Genomic DNA, 21,224 nt, shown 5'->3' with positions numbered 1-21,224 from the left:
GGACGGAATCGGCCTTCGGCGCGCGGCATACGCAGAACGAGGCGATCCTTCGCACGAGGCGGCCGTGGCGCGCCGCCGTCAGGCGCTCGCGTCGCAGGATTCGCCCGAAAATCATGCGGCGCTGGCCGATGCGCTCGTGGACGAGCCGGCGCCTTCGGCACGCGGACGCCACGATCCGCGAGGTGCTTCAGAAGCGAATGGCGCTGGTGAACCTCTACACCCTTACGCCTGAGCAGATCGCATCGGAGAAAGATTTGGCCGCCGAGGTCGAAATGGCCTTTGCGCGCCCGGCGTCACCGTACGACAGCCACCCGCCCGCGATCCAGCGCATCGCCTGGTTGAAGGCGTTTGCGGCCCGCGGGGCGCTCGAGCCGGCGGCGGCCGAGCGAGACGAGGCTTGGTCTCTGTTCACGGACGCGGCGCGCATCCAGGAGCAGATGACCCAGCAATTCCTCGACTCGCTCGCCGGCGACGGGATGTTCCTACCCACGCCGTAGCCGGCGCCGCGCCAAACGCACGAAGGGAAGGAGCGCGCTCAAAAGCGCCAGCATGGCCGCGCCCTTCGAGCCGGACGCGCCAGCGGCCGACACCGAGCAGCCGTCATCGCTCATGGTCACCTTGTGGTCGGGATTGGCGCCGCCCGCCGGCGGTGAGCCCGCGTCCGGAGGCGGATTGTTGCCGCCGCCGGTCCCCGCGTCGGCGCCCAAGGTGCAGGCGCCGTCCACGCGCGTCGCGAACGGCTTGTTCGTGATGCCGCCAAACGCGATATCGTCGATGTCCCAACCGGCTGCCCCGGTGTCGGTGTCGGTGCCGATGCGGAATCGCACCTTGACGGTCTTGCCGGCCAGTGCCTTGCCGAGGTTGAGGGAGACGGTCTTGGCGTCCTTCTCCTCGCCCGACCATGCCTTTCGACCTTTGAGCGGGTTGGTCGAGTTGCCGCCGCGCAGCGTACGCGGATACTGCGGATCGGCGTAGGCCGAGATATCGCTCCACGTGACGCCGCCGTTGGATGAAATTTCGAGCACGCCGCCGTCGTAGTACGACGTGCCGCTGGCCTCGAAGGCATAGCGATGCTTGAACGAAATCGTGAAATCGTTTTGCCCGACGATCAAATCGGGCGAAACCAAGCTGGAGTCGCTGGGCTTGCCGAGATCGTTGCCGTGCAGCACATGGTTCGTCGCGTCCCCCTGGCGCGACCACACCCCGGCGGCGCCGATCACGCTCCAAACGGAGGACCCGCTCTCCGCGTCGTCCGTCGCCGATGTGTTGGGCCAGATATCGAAGTTGTAGCGCTGGCTGGTGGTGGCGGTGACAGTCGGCGCGAAGGCCTCGGCGTTGGTGAGGGTGATGTCGAGCCCTAGGATCGCCTGCTTGGTCGTCGATGCGCGGCTGGTGACGAGGATTGTTGCCGTAGCAACACCATAGGGGTCGACCGCGCCCAGGGTCACCTCGCCGCCGCTGCCGAAGGTGATGTTGGGATCCGCGGTGCGCACGTTGACCTTGGTGCCGGTCAGGGTCTTCCACCCGGGATTGCGCACGCGAACCGTGAGCAAGCCCGTCTCGCCGGCGTCGAGGACGCCGTCGTGATCGCACGAGACGAGCGAGTCGTCGATCCGCGCATCGACGAAGACCAGCTCGCCCTTGTTGGCGAAGCTCTCCCGGGTCTCGGCCATGGTGACCGACGACGCGGGCGGCGCCACCGCGCCCACGCCGAGGCCGCGCTTGGCGAATCCCTGGGCGAGCGCCTCGAAGTCGTCTTGGTTTCCGGTCGCCCAGACCCCGGCGAGGATGGCGTCGCGCTGCTCGGTAAAGGTGGGATCGACGGGCGCCGCCTTCATACCGGCCACGAGGTAGTTCGCCATACGGCGCTTCACCTCTTGGAACGAACGCGGCGGATTGGCCTTCTGGCCCGCCTTCTGCAAATTGACATAGCCCTCGAAGAGGATCTGCGCCCAGATCTCTCCGATGTTGTGGGCCTCCTGCATGAACGAGCCGCCCGGCTCCAAAGGAGCGCCTTGCGGCGCGGGGGCGCCCTGGGCCACGTGCCCGAACGTAAAAGGATTCTTCGCGGTGTCCGTCGAATACGGCGCCCGGCGCGTACCGAAATACGCCGCGTTGGGCGATGCGCCCACATTGGCATATTGTCCGAGCGGGTAGGCGGAGCCCTCGATCGCGTCCCCCTCGCGAACCACCATGAAGAGCGCGTTGAAGTCGGCCCACCCCTCGCTCATGCCGGAGCACGAGCCCACCGAGATCCGGGGGTCGGCCGGCCACGATCGGCCGGAGCAGGCGACCAGGCGATGATGCAAATAGTGGCCCCACTCGTGCGCCACGATGGTGTTGTCGATGGTTCCATCGACGGGGGTCTCGACCCCGCGAAACATGCGGGCCCGGAGCGGGGTCGCGCTGGCGGCCATGGCGCTTTTGAGTTTGGCGCCATCCTCGGAGGTGGTGGTGAGCACCGGAATGTGAATATTGGGCTCGACGTCGGGCTTGGCCGGATTGACGAATTCATGGGATCCGGCCGGGTTGTTGTTGATGATGATCACACCGGCGGCGTTGGCGGCCTGCGCGTTCGACGTTCGCAAATAAAAGGTGCACCCCGCCTTTGCGCTCCGCTCGATGACCACGAACTTGTGGGCGACGTCGTTGGTGATGGGCTCGCACGCATCGGTGGTGGGGGCGACGCCGTCGGCGGCGAGGACCAGCTCTTGGACGTCGTCGAAGGTCTGCGGACCGTAGGCCGGCGCGCCGAGCCAGTCGTCGAGGCGGGTGGGCGGCTGGGTGTCCGGCACCAGCTCCAGCCGGCGATTGGGCAACCCGGTCCACACGTACATTTGCATGCGGGGCGAGGTTCCATCCGCATAGGTGATCATGTTCGCGTTGTTGGCTTCGCCGTAGTCGGCCCCGTCCTGCGCCTCCACCCGCAGCGGATCGCCTTCGACCCCGCCGCGGCCGTAGTTCGAGAGCTGGGCGTTGCCGGACCTTTCGTCGAAGCCGGAGTCGTACCAATAATCGTGAAGCCAATTGTTGACATAAAAGAGCTGCGTCACCGCAGCTTTGATTTGATCGTCGCTGGCGTTGGGTGCTTGGGTGATATCGTACGTTCGGTCGAATGTGCGCGGTGATGTCACCTCCGCGCGAAGGTCGATGCCCTCGTCGTACCCGTCGCCGCTGTCCACGGAGTTTCCGGCGTCGTCTTTTTTGTGTTGGTCGCTGCGATCGCTGTAGGCGCGGGCGTTGTTGCCGAAGGTGACCGTATCGTTCGGGCCCAGCCAGGGATCGGGCTTGCCTTGCGGGTTCTTGTTGAACCCTTCCATTTGCACGGCGATGGGGGGCTGAAAATCGGGGCGCTTCCGATCGGGGATTCCGCCGGGGTGGGGCGAGTAATCGGCATACGGGCCGTCCGTGGGAATGTGGTTGGTCTTGGCGTCGGGATCGGCCCAAACGCGGTACGTGAACGCTTCGTGGGCCACGAGGGAGGTCTCGTGGAGCACGCGCCCGTCATTTGCCGAAACGACATACGCATACGCCTGGTTCGCCTTGGAGCGCGGCGCGCGCGCCGTCAGCTCCACGTAATACGCAGGAACGAGCTCCAAGCCTTCGGGGAAAAAGACGCGCTTGGCCGTGGCCTCCACGATGCGCGGCGCGCCGGCCGGGGTTTGCACCGCGTACCCGCGGATATCGCCCGAGCGCGGGCCGAGATCGCGCACGGCGCCGTCCGGCAAGGTTGCCCCGAACCAGGCCGTGTAGGCCGTGGTGAGCGCGGACTCGGCGGATCGATCGAAGGGCATGTCCTTGACCGAGTGGACTGAATGCAAATTGGAGGCAATCGACACCAGGTTCTTGGTCTCGTCGAGCACCACGCTGGTGCGCGTATGGAACACCTCGATCCCATTCACCCGCTGCCCGAACTGAACGACCATGGCCCCATTCGCAAGAGGATGCGCGGCCTCCGCCGGCGCCTCGCGCACGGCAGCCTCGCTCAAGCCCAGCGCCTCCGCGTGCCGTTCCAGATGAAGCCGGGCCGCCGTCTCCTGGCCCACGTCGAGCTTCGCGCGGAGCGCCCCCGGGGCGCCCAGGATGAATCGCGCCTTGCCATTCCCATGACGTGATGCGACATAGCCAAGGGGGGTCTCGGCCAGCGCTTTGCGCGCGGTGTCCTCGTTGGCGCTCGAGTCGGAGGGCGAGGGGCCCGGCCGGGACGAAGCGCCGTCTCCGCACATGGTGAGGCCCACGAGCATGGCGCACGTGGCGGTCAAGGCGCCAAATCGAACCCAATGATACCGCATCGCTCTTCCTCCGAATACCGCGCGCTTCGACCCATGCTTGGATGCACCGATCATTCATTCGAGCGAACGCCCGCTGAAGCGCGCGGCGGCAGCATCCGCTCGGAACGACCGAGCCCCTCGCGAGAGGGGCACACGAAGGAAAAGGCACCACGCTCGATGCGCGCCCAAATGCAGGTGCGCCGCGGGATTTCGGGGCTCACATGCCCGCCATGCGGCGAATGTGTTGCCGGTTTGTCACGTCGACGTAGGTGTCATGGGGCGCGGGAATTTATGAAACCGTGAATCACTTCGTGGGCGCCTTCCCAAGGCGCTCTCGAGCCCGCTGCCGGGCGCGGGAAAAGCGCTCAATGGCCCGTAAAGAGATTGACGAAATGCGATGATCCGGCGGGGGCGGCTGGCGCGGTGCCAACGTCGGCCTCGAGGCCCTCGTTCGCGGGAACGGTGGCGGATGCGGGGGCCGAAAGGGGGAAGGCGGGGGCGGAGGCTTCCTTTTGCGGCTTTGGGGGGCGCTTGGCGGCGTGTGCGCGCAGCGTGGATAACGAGGAGAGCGCGCTCGAAGAGGGCGCCGGGGGCGACGTTTCGGGGATCGGCGGCGCGTCGATGCGCTCGCCGATGGGGGGCGGGGCTCCTCGGGTACAAGCGGCGCGGCGACGGGCGTCACCGTTGTGACCATGGCGGTATCGTCGGCCGCGGTCGAATGGCTCGCCGCGGTCGAATGACCCGCCGCGGTCGAATGGCTCGCCGCGGTCGAACGGCCCGCCGCGCGGCCAAGCCAAACGGTGCCGAAAAATAGGACGCCCAATCCGAGCACGGCCAGCGCCTTCGCACCGAGTCCCCCGCGCGCGAGCTCCGATGAAAGCTCGGCGAGCGCCGATGAAAGCTCGGCGAGGGCCGAGGGGAGCCGCGCCGCCCATGCGCGCGCGCCGCGCGGCGGCGGCACGACGGGGCTGGAGTTTTCCAGCCGACTGCGTCGGGATCGTCGCCGGGGAAGCGGCGGATTGACCGGAAGTCCATCGAGAAGCTCGTCGACCTCCTCCGTCGTAGAGTACAGGCCTTTGGCCTTGGCCCGCGGATCGACGGCGTTCGCCAAGTCCGCAAAGAGCGCGGACAGCGCACGATCGTCGGCCTCATCGCGCTCCGCGCGCGCGCCCACGCCCAACTCCGGATCGACGAAGCTCGTGTTGGGCACACCCAACTCCGGATCGACGAAGCTCGTGCTGCGCGCGCCCAACTCCGGATCGACGAAGCTGGTGTTGCGCACACCCAACTCCGGATCGGCGAAGCTGGTGTTGCGCACACCCAACTCCGGATCGGCGAAGCTGGTGTTGCGCACACCCAACTCCGGATCGGCGAAGCTGGTGTTGCGCACACCCAACTCCGGATCGGCGAAGCTGGTGTTGCGCACGCCCAACTCCGGATCGACGAAGCTCGGGTCGCGCGCACCCCGCGCCGGCGGGAGCGCGGCGTCGATGGAGCCCTGGGGGTCGGGGATTGTATCCGCCGAGCGGGGGACGGAGACGGCGGATGCACGGCCGCCCTCGCGCGCCATGGGGGCGCGCATCGGACCAACTTGCATGGCCGCTCGATCGTTCGGCTTCGTCATGCCGGGAGCCGACGTTGTATCGCAATTCGCACCGGCCATGGCAATGAACCGCGCGTGCGAGGGTGGTTTACATGACGTGATATCCGTTGAGTCGGAGTGCGCCATGATTGGACATCAGCGGCGGGGTTTCACGCGGGCATCGTGGATCCATTCGGCATGCCCTGGCGCCGTGATGGCGCCGGAGCGAGGGCCGTGCGCGTACTTGAATTGCTTGTACTCGTCGGCAAATTCTTGCCCAAAGAGCAATCGAAAGGCCTCGTTCTCCTCGTCCGAGAGATCGCTGTGCCGTTTGGCATAAAGCTCCAAGAGCTCTTGCGCCTGACGAAGGCTCCTGAGCCCTCGCGTGACCGGTGCGCGCCGCGCTTGCCGCTCCTGCCACCCGCGAAGGATGGCCTCGGGCGCGAGCTCGGCGAGCAGCACTTTGACGCCACGCATGAGGCCATGGAGCACACCGGCGTGGTGCATCATCACATCCGCAAAGCTGCGGCCGAGCGCGCGCGAGGCTCGGTCGGTCGGATCGTTCCAGTCGAAGAGGGCGCGCGCCAGATCGGCCGGTGCGCGCGGCAAGCGAAAGGGATGCGCCCCGTCCAGCGCGAGCTGCCGCTCGAATTGGTCCAGGCTGGCGAGCAAGGGGACGTGACCGTGAAGCAAGGCGCTCACCGCCGCGTGCAGCTTGCGCAAGAAGGCCGCGATTTCCTCGGGGGTGGCCGGCTCGCGCCCCACGTACGCCCGGGCCAAGTGCTCGATGCCCTCCAGCGCCATGCGCTCGATCGGAGCGGCGGGCGCGCCGCCGGGCGCCCCGCGGGAGTCCTCGAAGAGACGTGCAAAGCCTCGATTGTTCTCGGCCAATCCCGGCAAGGTACGCTGGAGCCAATCGCACGCCCCAGGCCGCGCTGCAGGCGGAAGCTCGCTCAGCACGTCGCTGATCTGGGTGTACAGCTCGAGGGCGACCTCCTCGTAGCGCGCAAATAGCGCCGAGAGACGCTGTTCGACCGCGGGGGAGTCGAGAGCCTCGCGAACGGTCTCCGCGTGCCCGGTTCGCGCGCGCGTGTAGGAATGAGCCGTCACCGTTGAGCCCAGCGCGTCGAAATCGAGATAACGCAGCTCGCCGGCCGCGGGCGATTCTTCGGTCAATGGCTCCGCCTGGATTTCCCCATGGGCCGTGATGACCCAATCGCCGATGCGGATTTCACACGGCCCAAGGTCACCGAGCGATGTCCACCCCACCCCCAGACGCCGGCCATTCGCGAGGGTGCCATTTGCACTTTCGGCATCGCGCACAAAGAGCCCATTGTCGCGCAAATCAATGCTCGCGTGAATCCTCGAAACGCATGGATCGTTTTCGAGGACGCATGACGCGACAGTCGGGTCGCGGCCGATGAGGACGGGAAATCGCCGTGCAACCAGCCTAAAATCGTGCGGATCGCGCTCATTGCAAACTTGTAGGACGAGGAGTGCTTGGCTCATCGGACACGACGTCGGCGCTTGCCGGCGCTCCTGTTCATTTCGAGAAGAGCCTATGCATTCGCGATGGGCTCTTCGGTTGATGTGCGAGCATGGCGCGCGCCCGATTCGAAATCGGACGCGCGCTTTCGCAGGGAGGAATAGGCGCGGAACGAAGATTGTCGAGGTGCGTCTTTTTATTGAAAATTCATGTCCAGGCGGCGCTCGCTCGGGCGGTGTTTAAGAAACAGCGCGCATCCCACATTGCATCCCATAATTGCGAATCGCGACTTGGTACATTGGGACGCCGGCGAATGAAGCAGTTAGTATTCGCACGTCATCACGCACCAAAGCGGGTCGAAGTGTGGGCAGATCCATGCACACGTACAAATACGTCCGCGACCAACTCATCCCGGGCACCAAATACAGCTTCATCCGAAAGCTCGGAGAGGGCGGGGGTGGGGAGGTCTACGAGGTCGAATGCGATTTTCCGCGAAAGCGGTATGTGATGAAGGTCGCGCTGCTCGACCGGCCCGTCACCTTGCTCGAGGAGGGATACCGGCGCGAGGCGCAGATCCTGGCGCGCCTGGATCACCCGAACATCGTCGATGTTTTGCCCGGTGGAATGACCACGGAGAAGCCTCAGCCCCGGCCTTACTTCATCATGAAGCGGATGCTCGGGCGCTCGCTCGCCGACGCCATCGAGGCATGGGGGAGGCCCTTCGATGTGCGGGCCGCCATTGGCACCCTCATCCCCGTGCTCGAGGCCGTGGCCCATGCGCACGAAAAGGGCATCGTGCATCGCGACTTGAAGCCCGAGAACATTTTTCTCCAGAAGACCAGCCCCACCAACCCCACCCACGTGATGGTGATCGACTTTGGAATCGCCCACGTGGTGGCGACCCTCGAGCGGGACACCGAGGCGGCCTCGAGGAAGAAGCGCTTCATGGGCACCCTACGCTGGGCCGCGCCCGAGCAACTCCGCGGCGACGATCCCACCGCGGCCACGGATATCCACGCCGTCGGCATGATCCTGTACCGCATGCTGGCGAACCGAGGGCCGCTCGATGAGTTCGAGATCGGTGCGCCGCCGCACGGGAACGCGAACCCGAACGCGAACGTGGATCCCGAAGCCGGCGAGGCGCAGAGGCTCCTGCACCTCGGCCGCGCCATCCTCTCCGAGAGCCGCCCGCCGGTCTCGTGCTTCGTTCAAGGCGTCCCGCAAGAGCTCGACGATTTGCTCCTTCGCATGATCGATCCCGATCCCGCGAGGCGGCCGGGCAGCGCCAAGCCGCTGATCGACGATCTTCGCGGGATCGTGAACCGCATGCCCGTTCGCGTCGACGATCCCACCATGGCCGACGATCACGACACCGAGGACGCGCCCATCGAGGCTCTGCTCGCGGGCACCCACGGCAACTTGACCGATCCCAACGAGGGCCCTGCGCTCGTTGCAGCGCCGGTCAGGCGCGGGCTCGCGATGGGGCATGCGGCGCCTGCCGCTCCTTCCCGCCGCGTGTTCAGCACCCAGACCGATCCGAGGCCTCCGCACTTCACGTCGGAGCGCTACATCGAGCGCTCGAGCCTCCGCACCATGGCCTCCAGGAGGTCGAGCGCGGTGGAGCTCCTCGATGTGTCGCCCGAATCGGGGAGGAGCGACGTGAGCAGCGTGCACGAGGTGCCCTCCGAGCGCCGGGCGCGCGTCCCCACGGCCCAGGCCGATCTTTCGCGGACCATGCGATCGATGGCTACCGCGCACGATTTTCGGTATGCGCCGCCTCCGCGCGGTGAAGGACAACGTCGTTGGCCGTGGATTCTGGTGTGCGCGCTCGCTTTGGCGCTGCTCGGGACGACCTTTGCGCTTTGGCGGGTCGCGCGCTCGCGCCCTCCTTCAGGCGACGACCGGAATCAGAGCTCGGAGGTGAGCCGATCATGAGCGCAGGTGCCGACGAGAAGGTGACCGCATCGCGTGCGCCTGCAAGCGCATCGCGCCGGCGCGCGATGGACGACGCCGGGGCGCACGTGACCGATCCCGACGGACCGGACTTCGTGCCTCCGCCGCTGCCCGTGGGGGTCTCCCCCGATGGCGGAGAGCTGGGGGAGCTCTTTGGCGGCTTGGACCCCAATCGGGTGGTGGTGCGCGCGCACACGTTGAAGGCGCGAGCGAAGGGTGGAACGACCTCCGGCCCCAGCGTCGCCGTCGACCTTCGCGAGCCTGCCGATCCCGAGGCACATGTCACGGGCCTGCGGGGCGCGCGGCGCGCCCGGCGCAAGGTCCTGGTCGCGGTGGCCGTCGCCGTCCTATCCGTCGCCGTCCTCGCGTGCGCATGGGCCATCGGCGTGCTCGGAGCGCGATCGGCGCCGCCCGCGGCCATGCGCGCGCCCGCGGCCCCGGCCTCTCCGGCATACGCCGAGCCTCCGGCCCAGGTCCCGGCGTCGGGATCCGAGGTCGCTGCGGAGGCGTCGCGCGTCGCGGAGTCCGAGGCGATCCCGGCGAGCCCGGAGCCGAAGGCGCCCACGCTCACGCCCGCGCCCACGCCCATGATGCCGCGGCGAACGAGCCCGCGCGCGCAGCCGCACACGCATGCACCCCACGCCGCGGCGAGCCCGGACGTCTTGCCGGACAGCAAGGAAATCGAGGCGCCGAGCGCGCCGGTGCCGGCGCCAGCTCCGAGCGCTGCACCACCCGCGGCCCCCGTTACGCCGCTTCGCCACGGCAGCCTCGTGAAGGGCGTCACACCATGATCGCGCGTTCGAAACGACGAGGTCGTCCCGTATGCTTCCTTCTGGCCCTTTGCGTTTCGCTCGCGCCGCGCGCTGGGCTCGCCCAATCGGCGTCGCCGCAAACGCCGGCCGAGCGCGAGGTCGACAAGCGGTATCGCGAAGGCTTGGAGGCCGTTGCCAAAGGCGACGCCGAGACCGCGCGGCTCAAGTTCCTCCAGGCGTACGCCACGTCGAAGCGCACGGACGCGCTCTGGAACTTGGCGATGGTGGAGCTCGACGCCGACCAGCCCGTCGCGGCGGCCGAGCACCTTCGCGCCTTCCTGGCCGATTCACGCGGCGACGCGGCGAGCAAAGCGAAGGCCAAGGAGATCCTCGAGTCCGAGCTCTGGCCCCTCCTCGGCCATGTTCGCGTGCTCGGCCCGAGCGGAACCCTGGTCACCCTCGACCATGAACGGACCCTCGCCGCGAACGAGATCGCCGACGTGGCCCCGGGCAAACATGTCATCGAGGGAGCCGGAGGCCCGCGCCGCGAGGTGAGCGTCGCGGCGGGGGCCCGCATCGATGTCCGGTTCGGCCCCGAAGCGAGCGCCGTCGCCGCTCCCACCGTTCCCACCGTTCCCACGGTTCCACCTGCGCCTCGCGCAAACGATCCCGCGCCGGCCGACGCAGGCAAGCCCCCGTTCTGGACGACGGGCCGTTACCTCGGTGCGGGGGCGCTCGCCGCGGGCGGGGCAGCGGTGGTCGCCGCCATTGGATTTACGGTGGCCGCGAACGGCAAGGCAAGTGAGCTCGCCGATGCGCGGAGCGAAAACGGCGTCAGCGCGTGCTTTCGAACCTCGTCGCCCGCGTGCTCCTCGCGCTCCGATCTGGCGGACGCGCGCGACCGAAACAGCAACCTCGCCGTGGGGCTCTGGATCGGGGCGGGCGCCCTGGTGGCGGGGGGCGCGGCGCTGCTGGTCCTCGCCAAGCCGCAGGAGCGCGCCAATGTGGGGCGGCCGCTGGTCGTCCCCGCGGTCTCCCATGAGGGGGCTCGCATCGATTTCCGTCTTCGCTTTTGACTGGATTCAATGGGGAGGTTTGCGATGCATCGATTTTTGCTCCTGGCATGGACATGGAACCTGGCCGCATGGGTGTTGACCGCGGGTTGCTCCGAGAGCACGTGTGAAGACCTCGGCAACTGCGCCCCCGCCGATCCGAGCGCGGACGGCGGCGTCGACGTGGCTCCTCCCAACTGCCTCTTGGACAAGGATCCCGCCGAGAGCCCCGCGTGCATCGACGAGCGCGTGGGCATCTTCGTCGCGCCGAGCCCCGCGGGGAGCGACACCAACCCCGGCACGCGCGGGCAACCCATGGCCACGATTCAAGGAGCGCTCGCCAAGGCGGCAGGCTCCAAGCCCCGCGTGTACGTGTGCGGGGGGACCTACGCGGAGAACGTCCTCATCGACACGGGCAAGAGCATCAGCATCTACGGCGGCTTCGCGTGCACGGATTGGAATCCCTCGGCCAAGCTCCCCGTCACCGTCGCCCCCGCGAGCCGGATCCCGCTCACCGTGCGGGCGAGCCATGTCACGGTGGCCGATATCGCATTCCTCGCCCCGCGCGGGATCGCGGGGGAGCCCTCGAGCATCGCCGCCATCGTGCAGAACGCCCAAAAGGTCGTGCTCGAGCGCCTCACCTTGACCGCCGGCGACGCGGCCAACGGCGCCGATGCGCAAGGTCTCGTGGATCCCGCGCGGGCCGAGAAAGGCAACGACGCATCCGGCACCACCGGAGGATCGGCGCAGCCCGCGGGATCGCTCTTCACGTGCACGAACGGCAGCGGAACGACGCAAGGCGGCGCCGGCGGCAGCGCGGGAGGGGAAGGGCGCAGCGGGGAGCCGTTCGGCGTCTACGATGGTGGTCCGCCCGGGCCCGATCAACGAACGGGTGCGGGGGGCGCGGGCGGTGTGGGCGGCACGACGAGCTGCGGCCGCAACGGCGCGCACGCGCCCTCCGGGGTCACGGGCTCTGGTGCAACGCGGCTCGGCGCCATTCAGGGCGGCGTATGGATCCCTCAAGACGGCGCGCCCGGCTCGATGGGTAAAGCAGGCCAAGGCGGTGGAGGTGGCGGCGGCGGCGAATCCGGCGGCGCTGGTGGCGGCGGCGGCGCGGGCGGCTGCGGAGGTGGCGCAGGAGGCGCCGGAAAAGGTGGCGGGGGCAGCATTGCGCTCGTGAGCGTCTCCAGCGGGGTGACCATCGCAGGCGGCAAGCTGCTCGCCAAAGCACCCGGAAACGGCGGCAAGGGCGGCGCCGGCCAAAAGGGACAGATCGGCGGGTTCGGAGGCTCCGCCGCGATGGGCGGCTGCCAAGGCGGTGTCGGTGGCAATGGAGGCCAAGGCGGTCCGGGTGGAGGCGGGGCCGGGGGCGTGTCGGCGGGCATTCTCTATGTCGGACTGCGGCCCTCCACCGAGGCCGATCCCGTCATCACCACCGCCGACAAGGGGGGCGCGGGCGGCGCGGGCGGCCTTCCGGGCGCCAACGACGGTATGACGGGTCAGGCCGGTTCGATCATTCCGGTGCCCTGAACGCACGAGCCGGCGAAATCGGCATACGCAAAACGCATTGCACGCCAATTATTTTGAATGACGCGCCAATCGTTCGTTCGATTGCGCGCGCGCGTCGAGGATCACGCGAACGCGCTTCGAGCGGCAAATGCGCCCATCGCGGCGGATGCGCTCGCTGGCGCGTTCATGATGATCGTGATTTGAAATCACATTCTTCGAAATGAAACGCTCCGTTTATCGTATGAGTCCTTGAGCAGTGGACGATTTTTGGACGAATCCAACCACCCACGCGTAAGGGCCTCTTCATGAATCGACGAACCATTCTTTCGTTCCTGGGGGCGCCGCTGGTCCTCGCCTGTTTGCCTCTGGCCGGCTGCAGCGACGCCGATCCCGCGGCCCGTGACGAGTCGCCATCGCAGCCGCAGGCGTTGGTGTCGGCCCAGGTCGTGCCGTCGGCCACCATCGACTCACCCGCCGAGGGCGAAAAGCTCCCGGTCGGCATCGTCCGCGTCTCCGGGCGTTTCACCCAGGCGTACAATTTGAAGCTCAGCATCGCCGGAAAGGTGATCGAGCGCGTTCATACGGTCACGAACGGGGAAGAGTCCGGTACTTGGTATTACGATCTCGACACCCGCAAGCTCGATGGCGAGTTTCAACTGGCGCTCGAAGCCTATGGCTGGACGCCATGGCGAACGGTGAGCGTCGATAACCCCGCGGCCAACGTCCCCAAGGTCACCGTCGCCAGCCCGGCAGACGGCGGAACCGTACGCACACGCACGCCCATCCGCGTCGACGTCGATGCCCGCAATGACATCGCCTCGGTGGTCGTGCGCATCAACGGCGGCCCGTGGCTCACGGCCGCGCGCGTCTCCCCCGGCGCGCGCGCCTACGAATATTCGTGGGATCCCACGCCGCTCGGCGACGCCATGGCGAGCATCGAAGCGCGCGCCGTGGATGCGCGCGGCAACCTCGGCAAGAGCTTTACGACCTATGTGCGCGTCGGCAATGGCGCGGTGGAGCCCGTCCAGTCGCCGCGTCAGGATCGCGCGCTGTGGCTGTGGGAGCCCGGCGCTTATTCGATCGTCCACAACCCGGGCGCGCGCCGGGTGCTGGAGAGCTTCGCCGCCGACGGCAAGGTGAAGACCGTCTACTTCGGCGTCGATCGCTACACCGGCGAGGACATGCTGGAAGATTTCCGGCCCCAGGTGCGCGACTTCGTCTCGTGGGCCCACGGCGCGGGCCTCAAGGTGTACGCGCTCATCGCCAGCGCCGCGCGCCCCCTGTGCCTCGGCGCGTTCACGCGCTACCACGGCGCTGCCCTGAGCGAATATGAGAAGGTGCTCAACTACGACCTTTCGTCCAATCCGCGCGAGCGGTTCGATGGATTGAATGTCGACATCGAGCCCTATGTCTGCGGCATCTTCGATACGCCCACGCAGGTGCAGTGGCTCGAGGTGCTCCAGCGCATGATCCAACGACGCGATACGGCGGGCTCCGGGCATGCGTTTGGCCCGGCCATTCCATTTTGGCTCGATGGGTCCACGGTCACCTGGAAGGGGCAAACCAAAACGTTGGATCAGCACATGCAAGATCTCAACGACTACGTCGCCATCATGTCCTACCGCGACTCGGGCGAGGGCATGCTCGCCGCCGGCGAACAGGAGATCGCGTACGCCGCGACGATCGGCAAACCCGGCTCCGTGCTGCTGGGGCTCGAGGCGAGCGAAATCGCGTCCTCGGACGGCGATCCATGGTGGATCAGCTACCATCACGTGGGGCGTACCTACATGGAAAACGAGCTGGCGAAGCTCTATGCCGCCGCCAACCCGAGGCCCGGATTCGGCGGCGTGGCCCTCGAGCATTACGACTCCATGGTCGATCAGCCGTCGGACTGGAGCCAAAATCCCAGCTACCCGCCGTACCCCAAGGATTATCGGGCGCCGTCGGCCTTGAGCGATCGGGTGAAGGCCACCGCGTTCGATTCCCAATCCGTCGATTTGACGTGGGGTCGCGCGTACGACGATACCACCGTCAACACGTACAATATTTACCGCTCCGAGGATCCGAACTTCCGCCCGTGCGCGGATAACCTCATTGGTGCCACCAAAGATCTCTGGATGAGCGACATGGGGCTATTGCCATCCACCCGCTATTACTACCGCATCGCGGCGGTGGATATCGCGGGCAAGGAAGGCCCCGCCTCGCCGCCGGCCACGGCGAAGACGACGGCGGCCGAGGTGCCGCTGCGCCCGATGATCGTCGACGCCATCGAGCTGAGCCCGGGCGCCACCCCGGGCACCGCCGCGGTGAAGGTGCGCGTGGTCGACAAAGTCACCGGCGCACCGGTGGTCGCCGAGGTGCACGGGCACTTCACGAAACGCGGAGGCCTTTACCTCGACATGCCGCCCACCGATGCAAACGGGTGGACCCAGGGCACCTCCGAAAAGTTGACCCTCCCGAGCGGCATCGTCGGCTTCACCCCGAAGCGGATCGTCGCCAAGGGGTACTACTGGGCGGGCGCCTACGATCGCGTGCACTACGCGGAGTCGGATCTGGTGAGCACCCCGTCACCGGGCGCCAAGGCCCAAACGAAGCCAATCGTCGTAACGTACGCACGCAAAGACAATTGACAAGACGCGGGTAGGGCGGCGCCCGACGGAGCTCGCTTCGTGGACGCCGAGGGTGGAAAAAACGGTCGATGTGCGCGCCCGCTTTGCTTTTCGCGCGTGCCGTAGGGCGATGTCGCCCTATAAGCGGGTGCCGTCGACCGCGCATGCTCACCCGATCCTCGTTACGTCCCATGCTGAAATGGCTCGCAGGCCTCCTGGTCCTCGCGAGCTCGGGCATGGCGCGCGCCGCCCCGCCATCCTCGGCGTCCGCGCCTTCTGCGCCGGCGCCCTCGGAGAAGCCGGCCGCGGAGAAGCCGGCCGCGGAGAAGCCGGCCGCGGAGAAACCGGCCTCGGAGAAGCCGGCCTCGAAAGACGAGCCGCCCCCGCGTCGCTACGAATTCCTTCCGGTGCCGGATCTCGGAGGAAACAGCGACATCGGTGTGGAGCTCGGCGTCGACTTTACGCTCGCGCGCTTCTATGACGACGCGCGCCCGTACAAATGGCTCTTTTCGGGGGCGCTGAGCACCAGCTTCAAGAGCGACGCCGAGGACGGGCTGCGGATGGTGCAGCAGTACCACTCGTTTCGCCTGGACGTGCCCAACCTGTTCGGCGGGCGCGTTCGCGTCGATTCCCGTGTGAGCTTTACGCGCAACATCACCGCGCGCTACCACGGTCTCGGCAACGCGAGCACGGTGGACGATCTGCCCCTCGGCGACGAGCCCTCACGGCGCAACCAGTACATCGCCGAGAACGTGCGCCTCCGGTCCCTCGTGCGGGTCAAGACGGGCACCCCGTTCGATGCGGCCTTCGCGGCGCACCTCCGCTACGAATTTCCGACCGTCTACGAGGGCTCCAAGCTCGCCTACGACACACGAAACAACGGGATCATCGGGACGGAGAACGCCGTCCTCGGGGGCCTGGCGGTGGGGGCTATCCTCGATACGCGCGACAACGAGTTCGTACCGCACCAAGGCGTCTTCTATCAAATGGGCGTGCTCGGCATGGTGGGCAGCGCCGAGCGCATCGCCTATGGCGAGGCCTCCGCCGTGCTCTCGTCGTACATCCCCATCGGCCGCTTCATGACCTTCGCCAGCCGGATCGCGGGGAGCTTTCAATTCGGCCGCGTTCCTTTCTACGATCTTCACGAGGGCGGAGTGTTCAATCGCCAACCCATGTTGGGCGGTGAGCGCGGGGGCCGCGGGGTCCCCGAGGCCCGCTACGCCGGCCACGCCAAGATCATTGCCAACTACGAGCTGCGCACGACGTTCATCCCTGCCATTCACGTCATCGGCCGCAAGCTGCAAATTGGAACCACGACCTTCCTCGACGCAGGCCGCGTCTGGAACAACTTCGACTCGTCGGCCTCCGACGGCCCGACCCCCGGCATCAAATACGGCTTTGGCGGCGGCTTCTTCTTCGTCTGGGACCGCTCCAGCGTCTTCCGCGTGGAGATCGCCCACTCGCCGTCCGACCACGATCCGTCGGAGTTTCCCCTCGCGTACTACATCGCCAACGGCCTGACGTTTTGAACGCCTGTCGTCCGGGCGGCATGGCCCGAGCCGGCAGCGGTGGATCCTCGTACGGGCGGAATTAGCGGAGGCTGGCGGAATCGGCGTTGCCGGCGAAGGAACACTTGCTTCCGCGGCGAGCGACGTCCGGCGGCTCTTGGCGTGGAGCTCACCCGCCGTGTGCGGGCGCAAAAGGGCATGCCGCACGATCCACGAAGATGGATGATCGCGATGAATTCGCGCGATCGCCATCACGCCATTCGAGGGGGGCGCAGGGCGCGCGGGGATGGCACGGGCCGTGCGATGTGCGCGTTCATGCCGCTACCATCGCTCCTCCAGGGCCTCGCCCGTTCGGTATCGTCCAAGGCAACCTTGGCTCGCCGCGTGATTCTTCTTTTCGGCGTGGGTGTCGCGAGCGTATCCAGCCTCGCGCCCGACGCCTTGGCCGCAGGAAAGACAGCCACGTCGAGCCCGGGGTTGTCGCAGGCCGTCATTCAGAAAACGGTTCGCGCAAAGTTCGACGAGCTCCAGAAATGCTATGACGATTTGGACGATCAGCCGCCGCTGCGCGTCGAAATGCACTTCGTGGTGGGCCCCGACGGCAAGGTCAAGGCCGGCTATGTCGAGTCCGTCGTTCGGCCGGCGATGGCACCTTGCGTCGAGCGCACCATGTTCGCCTTGACCTTCCCGCGCCCGGCGGGCGGCGACGTCTCCGTGGTGTACTCCGTCGACTTCAAGCCGTAGCTTCGAGCCGTCGCCGCGAGCCGTGGATTTGCTCGCCGGTCGCTCATGCGGGTAAACTCCCGCCCGACCCGCATGGAAAAGCCTGAAATCCTCGATGAAGCCCTCGAACGCGCTCGGTCGCTCGCGAAGGAGGTCGGCCACGTCATCCGCGACGAAGCCCGCCGGATGGCCGTGCAGTACAAGGGCGATGGCAGCGAGGTCACCAACGCGGATGTCGCCGCCGAGCGCGTGCTTCGGGAGCGGCTCCAAGGGTGGTATCCGCACGCCCAGATCCTGGGCGAGGAGTTTGGTGGCGAGCCGCGGGCGGTGTCCGGTTGGCAATGGATCCTCGATCCCATCGACGGAACGACATCGTTTTCGATTGGCTCTCCGGCGTACGGTACCCTGATCGGCCTCTTGGTGGACGGCGAGCCCGCGCTCGGCGTCATCCACTTTCCCGCGACCGGCGAATCCTACTTTGCGCGAAGCGGCGGGGGGACGTGGTTCGAAGACGGCGACCGCCCGGTGCGCGTCCGCGTGAGCGGGGTCAAGACCTTGGGCGAAGCCTTTGGCTCGACCTGCGGCATTCAAAAGAGCGATATCGTGGAGCCGAACGAGACGGCCATCGTTCGGCTGAAGCCCATCATCGCACGCGCGCGCAAGTTCCGAATCGTGGGCGACTGCTTGCAGCACGCGCTCGTCGCCCGCGGCCGTGTCGATCTGGCCATCGACGCCACCATGTCGCCGTGGGACAACGCCGCCTTGATCCCGGTCCTCGCGGAGGCCGGCGCCGCCTTGGGCACGCTCCGCGGCTCACGGGATTTCGTCTTTGGCGGAAGCCTCATTTCGGCCGCATCGCCCGAGCTGCTGGAGCAGGTATTGGGCGTGCTGCGCGGCGACGCATGAGCGCGCCGCGCGTGCCGGCCGCGCCCTACGCGATTTGCGTGAGCGCGTCCGCCACGTTCTTTTGCGGCACGGTGAGTTTCGTCAGGGTTGAACGGCGATGCCGCGAAGCGGCTCGGGGTGCCCGATTTCGCCGAGGGACGTCGCCGCGCCGGTGCCGAGGTTGATGCGGTAAAGGTTCGTCTTTCCGCCAACGCGAAGCGCGGCGTAGGCTTCGAGCGGCACATTCACGGCCGGTCCGCCGTCCCCCGCATCGCCGCCCACGCCTCCGTAAATATCGAAGCCGCCGACAGCGCCACCGTCGGCGTCGAGGCTGATGCCCAAGGCGCCGACGGCGGTCGCGCCCGCAAATCCCCCCACGACGCCGCCGTCGACATTGGCAAATTGGGTTAGCTGCTTCGAATCGGACTCGATCCCAAAGAGCGTGGTCGTGGCGGGCCTCGCTTGGAGGCTATTGGTATAGGCTGAGCCGAGGATCCGCACGACGCCGCCGTCGCTGTATTGGAGCGTTCCATCGTAGTTTGGCCCCGGGGTGACGGCCTCGCCGTTGGCGGGGTGCAATCGGATATTCTGGCCGTTGCTCGAGTGAACGCGGATCCGATCGGCGGCCGGGTTGAAGTCGAACCCGAACGACCCCGCGCTGTCGAGGCTGACCGGGTAGGTGACGACCGGCCCACCATCCGGAAGAGCGCCGGCGTCGCCCGCAACGAGGGTCGCCGCGCCGGTGGTCAGGTTCAGCGTGTAGATCTTGCTGTCCGTCCCCAGCGCATAGAGGACCCCCGTGCTCGGGCGAAAATCGATGCCATGCACACCCGGCACACCGGTGATGGCTACTGTGGTGATCGCCGCCGGCGCCGTGCTCTGGAACCGAACCAAGTTGTTCTTCGCATCCACCCCGAAGATGGTCCGCGCGGTGGGCCCCGCGTCGTTGCCGCTGCTGCTATCGGTCGCAGCATCGCGCGACGTCGTCGAATCCAGGCCCGCGTCCCCCGGCGGATTCGTCGTATCGTCGTTGGAGCATGCGGCAAAGGTCGCCATCACGACCTGGCTCGCGGCAATCAGGACCAACATATGGAACTTCTTGCATTCGAAGCGCACGAGGCACCTCCAAGGTTCGCCAGTTACCAGTTTGAAAGAGGGATGATCGCTCGGAACGTTACGTCGGGGGCCGAGAAACGGTTCCATCCGAAGCACGAAAGATTTTGCCTCGAGCGGGTGGGACGCTCGAGCTCGGGTCGGCCAGCGAGAGCGCGACGGCGAGGGTGGCACCACCGAGGTGCACAAATGAATCGTCGTTTCGACAGCACAATACGCGCGATATACGCGTTTTCGAAGCTCGAAGCCCGAAGCTACGGCCGACATCGCATGGTGGCGCAAGCATCTCGGGTGGATGTAACTTGCACTCCATCCGAAGCGAACGCGTGGAGCGCGCGCTGTAGGTTTCGGTTCGTTTCTGTAGGTATTCGCGGATGGCGATGCGGACCAGGCGCGTTTACGCGGGGCGGGCCTTGGGGTCGAAGGTGGCGCCCTTGAGATTGGCGCCTGTCCAATTGACGCCTTTGAGCTTCGCCTTTTTGAAATCGGCGTTTTCGAAGTTTCCGTTGGAGAGATCGGCGCCCGTGAGATCGGCGCGCGTAAAGGTCGTCTCCTTGGCTCGTACGCCTTTCAGGTTCGCCTCGCGAAGCGACGCATCGTTGAAGATGGAGTTCGAGAGATCGGCGTCTTCGAAGTTGGCGCCATCGGCCTTCGTGCGGTCCATGAACGATGCGGTGATCTCCGCGCGCTGCGCGGTCGCGTTGGTGAAGGTGGCCCCCTCGAACGAGCAGCTGAAAAATACGCCATCGTCGAGGCACGCGCCCTCGAAGTTGGCGCCGTCGAAGTGGCCCGAGATGGCGCGCATCTCCGCCAACACGGCGCCCCGGAAGATCGTGCCCTCGGCGTCGAGATCTTCGACGAGCACGCCCGTGAGGTCCTCGGCCGTCAGGTCCATGCCCGGGATTTCGACGCCTTGGGTGAACTCTTCGGTCACCCGGGTGTTTCGGAGCTCCTCGAGGGCCTTCTTCTTGGACATGACGCGTTCCCTATTTTCTCTCGATGCGGCCGCCGATGTGGCAGCGGGGGGCGCGAGTGTACTCGACCATGCCGTTCGGTGTCATGCTCGTGATGGCCAAGATTTCGGCCGGCCGCAAATGATCCATGGCGCGACGCCACGCTTCGATGAGCTTTTCTCCATCGACCTTCCAGGGCTCCGGGACCAGATCGATGGTGATGCCACCGTCCTTTTCCTCACGCACCGAGGCCGCGGGGGTCGACAGGAGCAGCTTTTTCCCAAATTGCATGACGTAGTGCGGGCCGAAGTACGTGCGGGGAGCGAGCCCTCCGGGACCCGCCTTGTGGAAGTGCTTGCTGGCCAACTTGCCGACGCTGTGCATGAGCGCTGCATAGCGATCGAAATCCGTTTGAACCGGATATTGGAATGGCGGGCCAATGTGCGTCACCGCGAGGTCTGGCTGAAACGCCTTGACCCATTCGGTGAAGAGGTCGAAGACCTCTTTCACATGGGCTGCCGCCAATGTCGGTTTGAACTCGATCTCGATCGCTGGGGTGAGATCGCCCACGTCGAGCGTTGCCTCGTATTGCTTTTTTCCACGAAGGCGCAAGTATAGTGAATCGATCGGAGTCCACTTTCGAGCGAGGATCTCTTTCTTATCGTAAGGAATATTGGTTCGCTCGTCCAACGACCACGACGTGGGGGTAAGTGATGCCGTTTCGAGAACGGAGATGACCTTTCCCAAGTTGGCACGCTTGTAGAGAGGTGTCGTTCCATGCATTTTGATGCTAACGAAGGGGTCAATAGTCTTCATCGATAGTCTCCG

15 protein-coding genes are annotated in these 21,224 nt (G+C 66.6%); 9 read left to right on the top strand and 6 right to left on the bottom strand.

Features of this window, described 5'->3' with window-relative positions; genetic code table 11:
• Positions 1-113: 113 nt before the first annotated feature.
• Positions 114-497: a hypothetical protein gene (locus tag LZC94_21885; GenBank protein ID WXB19862.1), complete on the top strand. Its 384-nt coding sequence runs from the start codon at positions 114-116 to the stop codon at positions 495-497.
• Here the strand turns inward: LZC94_21885 and LZC94_21880 are convergent.
• The 3 genes from LZC94_21880 to LZC94_21870 all read right to left on the bottom strand — a co-directional run bounded on the left by LZC94_21880 (position 483) and on the right by LZC94_21870 (position 7,176).
• Entirely contained in the window at positions 483-4,292 is a 3,810-nt protein-coding gene (locus tag LZC94_21880) for a M36 family metallopeptidase (protein ID WXB19861.1), read from the bottom strand. The two genes, LZC94_21885 and LZC94_21880, sit on opposite strands and share 15 nt — an antisense overlap.
• A gap of 283 nt (positions 4,293-4,575) precedes the next feature.
• Positions 4,576-5,868, bottom strand: coding sequence for a hypothetical protein (locus tag LZC94_21875; protein ID WXB19860.1), 1,293 nt, complete (start codon positions 5,866-5,868; stop codon positions 4,576-4,578).
• A gap of 141 nt (positions 5,869-6,009) precedes the next feature.
• Complete coding sequence (locus tag LZC94_21870; protein ID WXB19859.1) at positions 6,010-7,176, bottom strand: hypothetical protein; 1,167 nt, start codon at positions 7,174-7,176, stop codon at positions 6,010-6,012.
• 538 nt (positions 7,177-7,714) lie between these two features.
• Here LZC94_21870 and LZC94_21865 point away from each other — a divergent pair.
• The 8 genes from LZC94_21865 to LZC94_21830 all read left to right on the top strand — a co-directional run bounded on the left by LZC94_21865 (position 7,715) and on the right by LZC94_21830 (position 18,351).
• On the top strand, positions 7,715-9,274 hold the full coding sequence (locus tag LZC94_21865) for a serine/threonine protein kinase (GenBank protein WXB19858.1): 1,560 nt from the start codon (positions 7,715-7,717) through the stop codon (positions 9,272-9,274).
• A complete protein-coding gene (locus LZC94_21860) occupies positions 9,271-10,083 on the top strand; it encodes a hypothetical protein (protein WXB19857.1) in 813 nt (270 codons plus the stop codon). The genes LZC94_21865 and LZC94_21860 overlap by 4 nt, the downstream gene beginning before the upstream one ends.
• Positions 10,080-11,120: a hypothetical protein gene (locus LZC94_21855; protein ID WXB19856.1), complete on the top strand. Its 1,041-nt coding sequence runs from the start codon at positions 10,080-10,082 to the stop codon at positions 11,118-11,120. The genes LZC94_21860 and LZC94_21855 overlap by 4 nt, the downstream gene beginning before the upstream one ends.
• A gap of 24 nt (positions 11,121-11,144) precedes the next feature.
• Complete coding sequence (locus LZC94_21850) at positions 11,145-12,626, top strand: hypothetical protein (GenBank protein ID WXB19855.1); 1,482 nt, start codon at positions 11,145-11,147, stop codon at positions 12,624-12,626.
• Positions 12,627-12,910: 284 nt separating this feature from the next.
• On the top strand, positions 12,911-15,235 hold the full coding sequence (locus tag LZC94_21845; protein ID WXB19854.1) for an Ig-like domain-containing protein: 2,325 nt from the start codon (positions 12,911-12,913) through the stop codon (positions 15,233-15,235).
• Between the two features lie 170 nt (positions 15,236-15,405).
• The gene (locus tag LZC94_21840) at positions 15,406-16,743 is read left to right on the top strand and encodes a BamA/TamA family outer membrane protein (GenBank protein WXB19853.1); all 1,338 of its coding nucleotides are present in this window, start codon (positions 15,406-15,408) and stop codon (positions 16,741-16,743) included.
• A gap of 363 nt (positions 16,744-17,106) precedes the next feature.
• Positions 17,107-17,466 (top strand): AgmX/PglI C-terminal domain-containing protein, encoded by a 360-nt coding sequence (locus tag LZC94_21835; GenBank protein WXB19852.1) that lies wholly within the window; start codon positions 17,107-17,109, stop codon positions 17,464-17,466.
• A gap of 72 nt (positions 17,467-17,538) precedes the next feature.
• Entirely contained in the window at positions 17,539-18,351 is an 813-nt protein-coding gene (locus tag LZC94_21830; protein WXB19851.1) for a hypothetical protein, read from the top strand.
• Between the two features lie 81 nt (positions 18,352-18,432).
• On the opposite strand, the gene LZC94_21825 is transcribed toward LZC94_21830, so the two are convergent.
• The 3 genes from LZC94_21825 to LZC94_21815 all read right to left on the bottom strand — a co-directional run bounded on the left by LZC94_21825 (position 18,433) and on the right by LZC94_21815 (position 21,212).
• Positions 18,433-19,446, bottom strand: a complete 1,014-nt coding sequence (locus tag LZC94_21825) for a DUF4394 domain-containing protein (GenBank protein ID WXB19850.1) — start codon at positions 19,444-19,446, stop codon at positions 18,433-18,435.
• Between the two features lie 394 nt (positions 19,447-19,840).
• Entirely contained in the window at positions 19,841-20,419 is a 579-nt protein-coding gene (locus LZC94_21820) for a pentapeptide repeat-containing protein (GenBank protein WXB19849.1), read from the bottom strand.
• Between the two features lie 10 nt (positions 20,420-20,429).
• A complete protein-coding gene (locus LZC94_21815) occupies positions 20,430-21,212 on the bottom strand; it encodes a hypothetical protein (protein WXB19848.1) in 783 nt (260 codons plus the stop codon).
• Between the last annotated feature and the right edge of the window lie 12 nt (positions 21,213-21,224).

Source organism: Sorangiineae bacterium MSr11954, from assembly GCA_037157815.1.
Taxonomy (GTDB): Bacteria; Myxococcota_A; Polyangia; order Polyangiales; family Polyangiaceae; genus Pendulispora; species Pendulispora albinea.
This window is presented reverse-complemented; position numbering and strand designations above follow the sequence as displayed.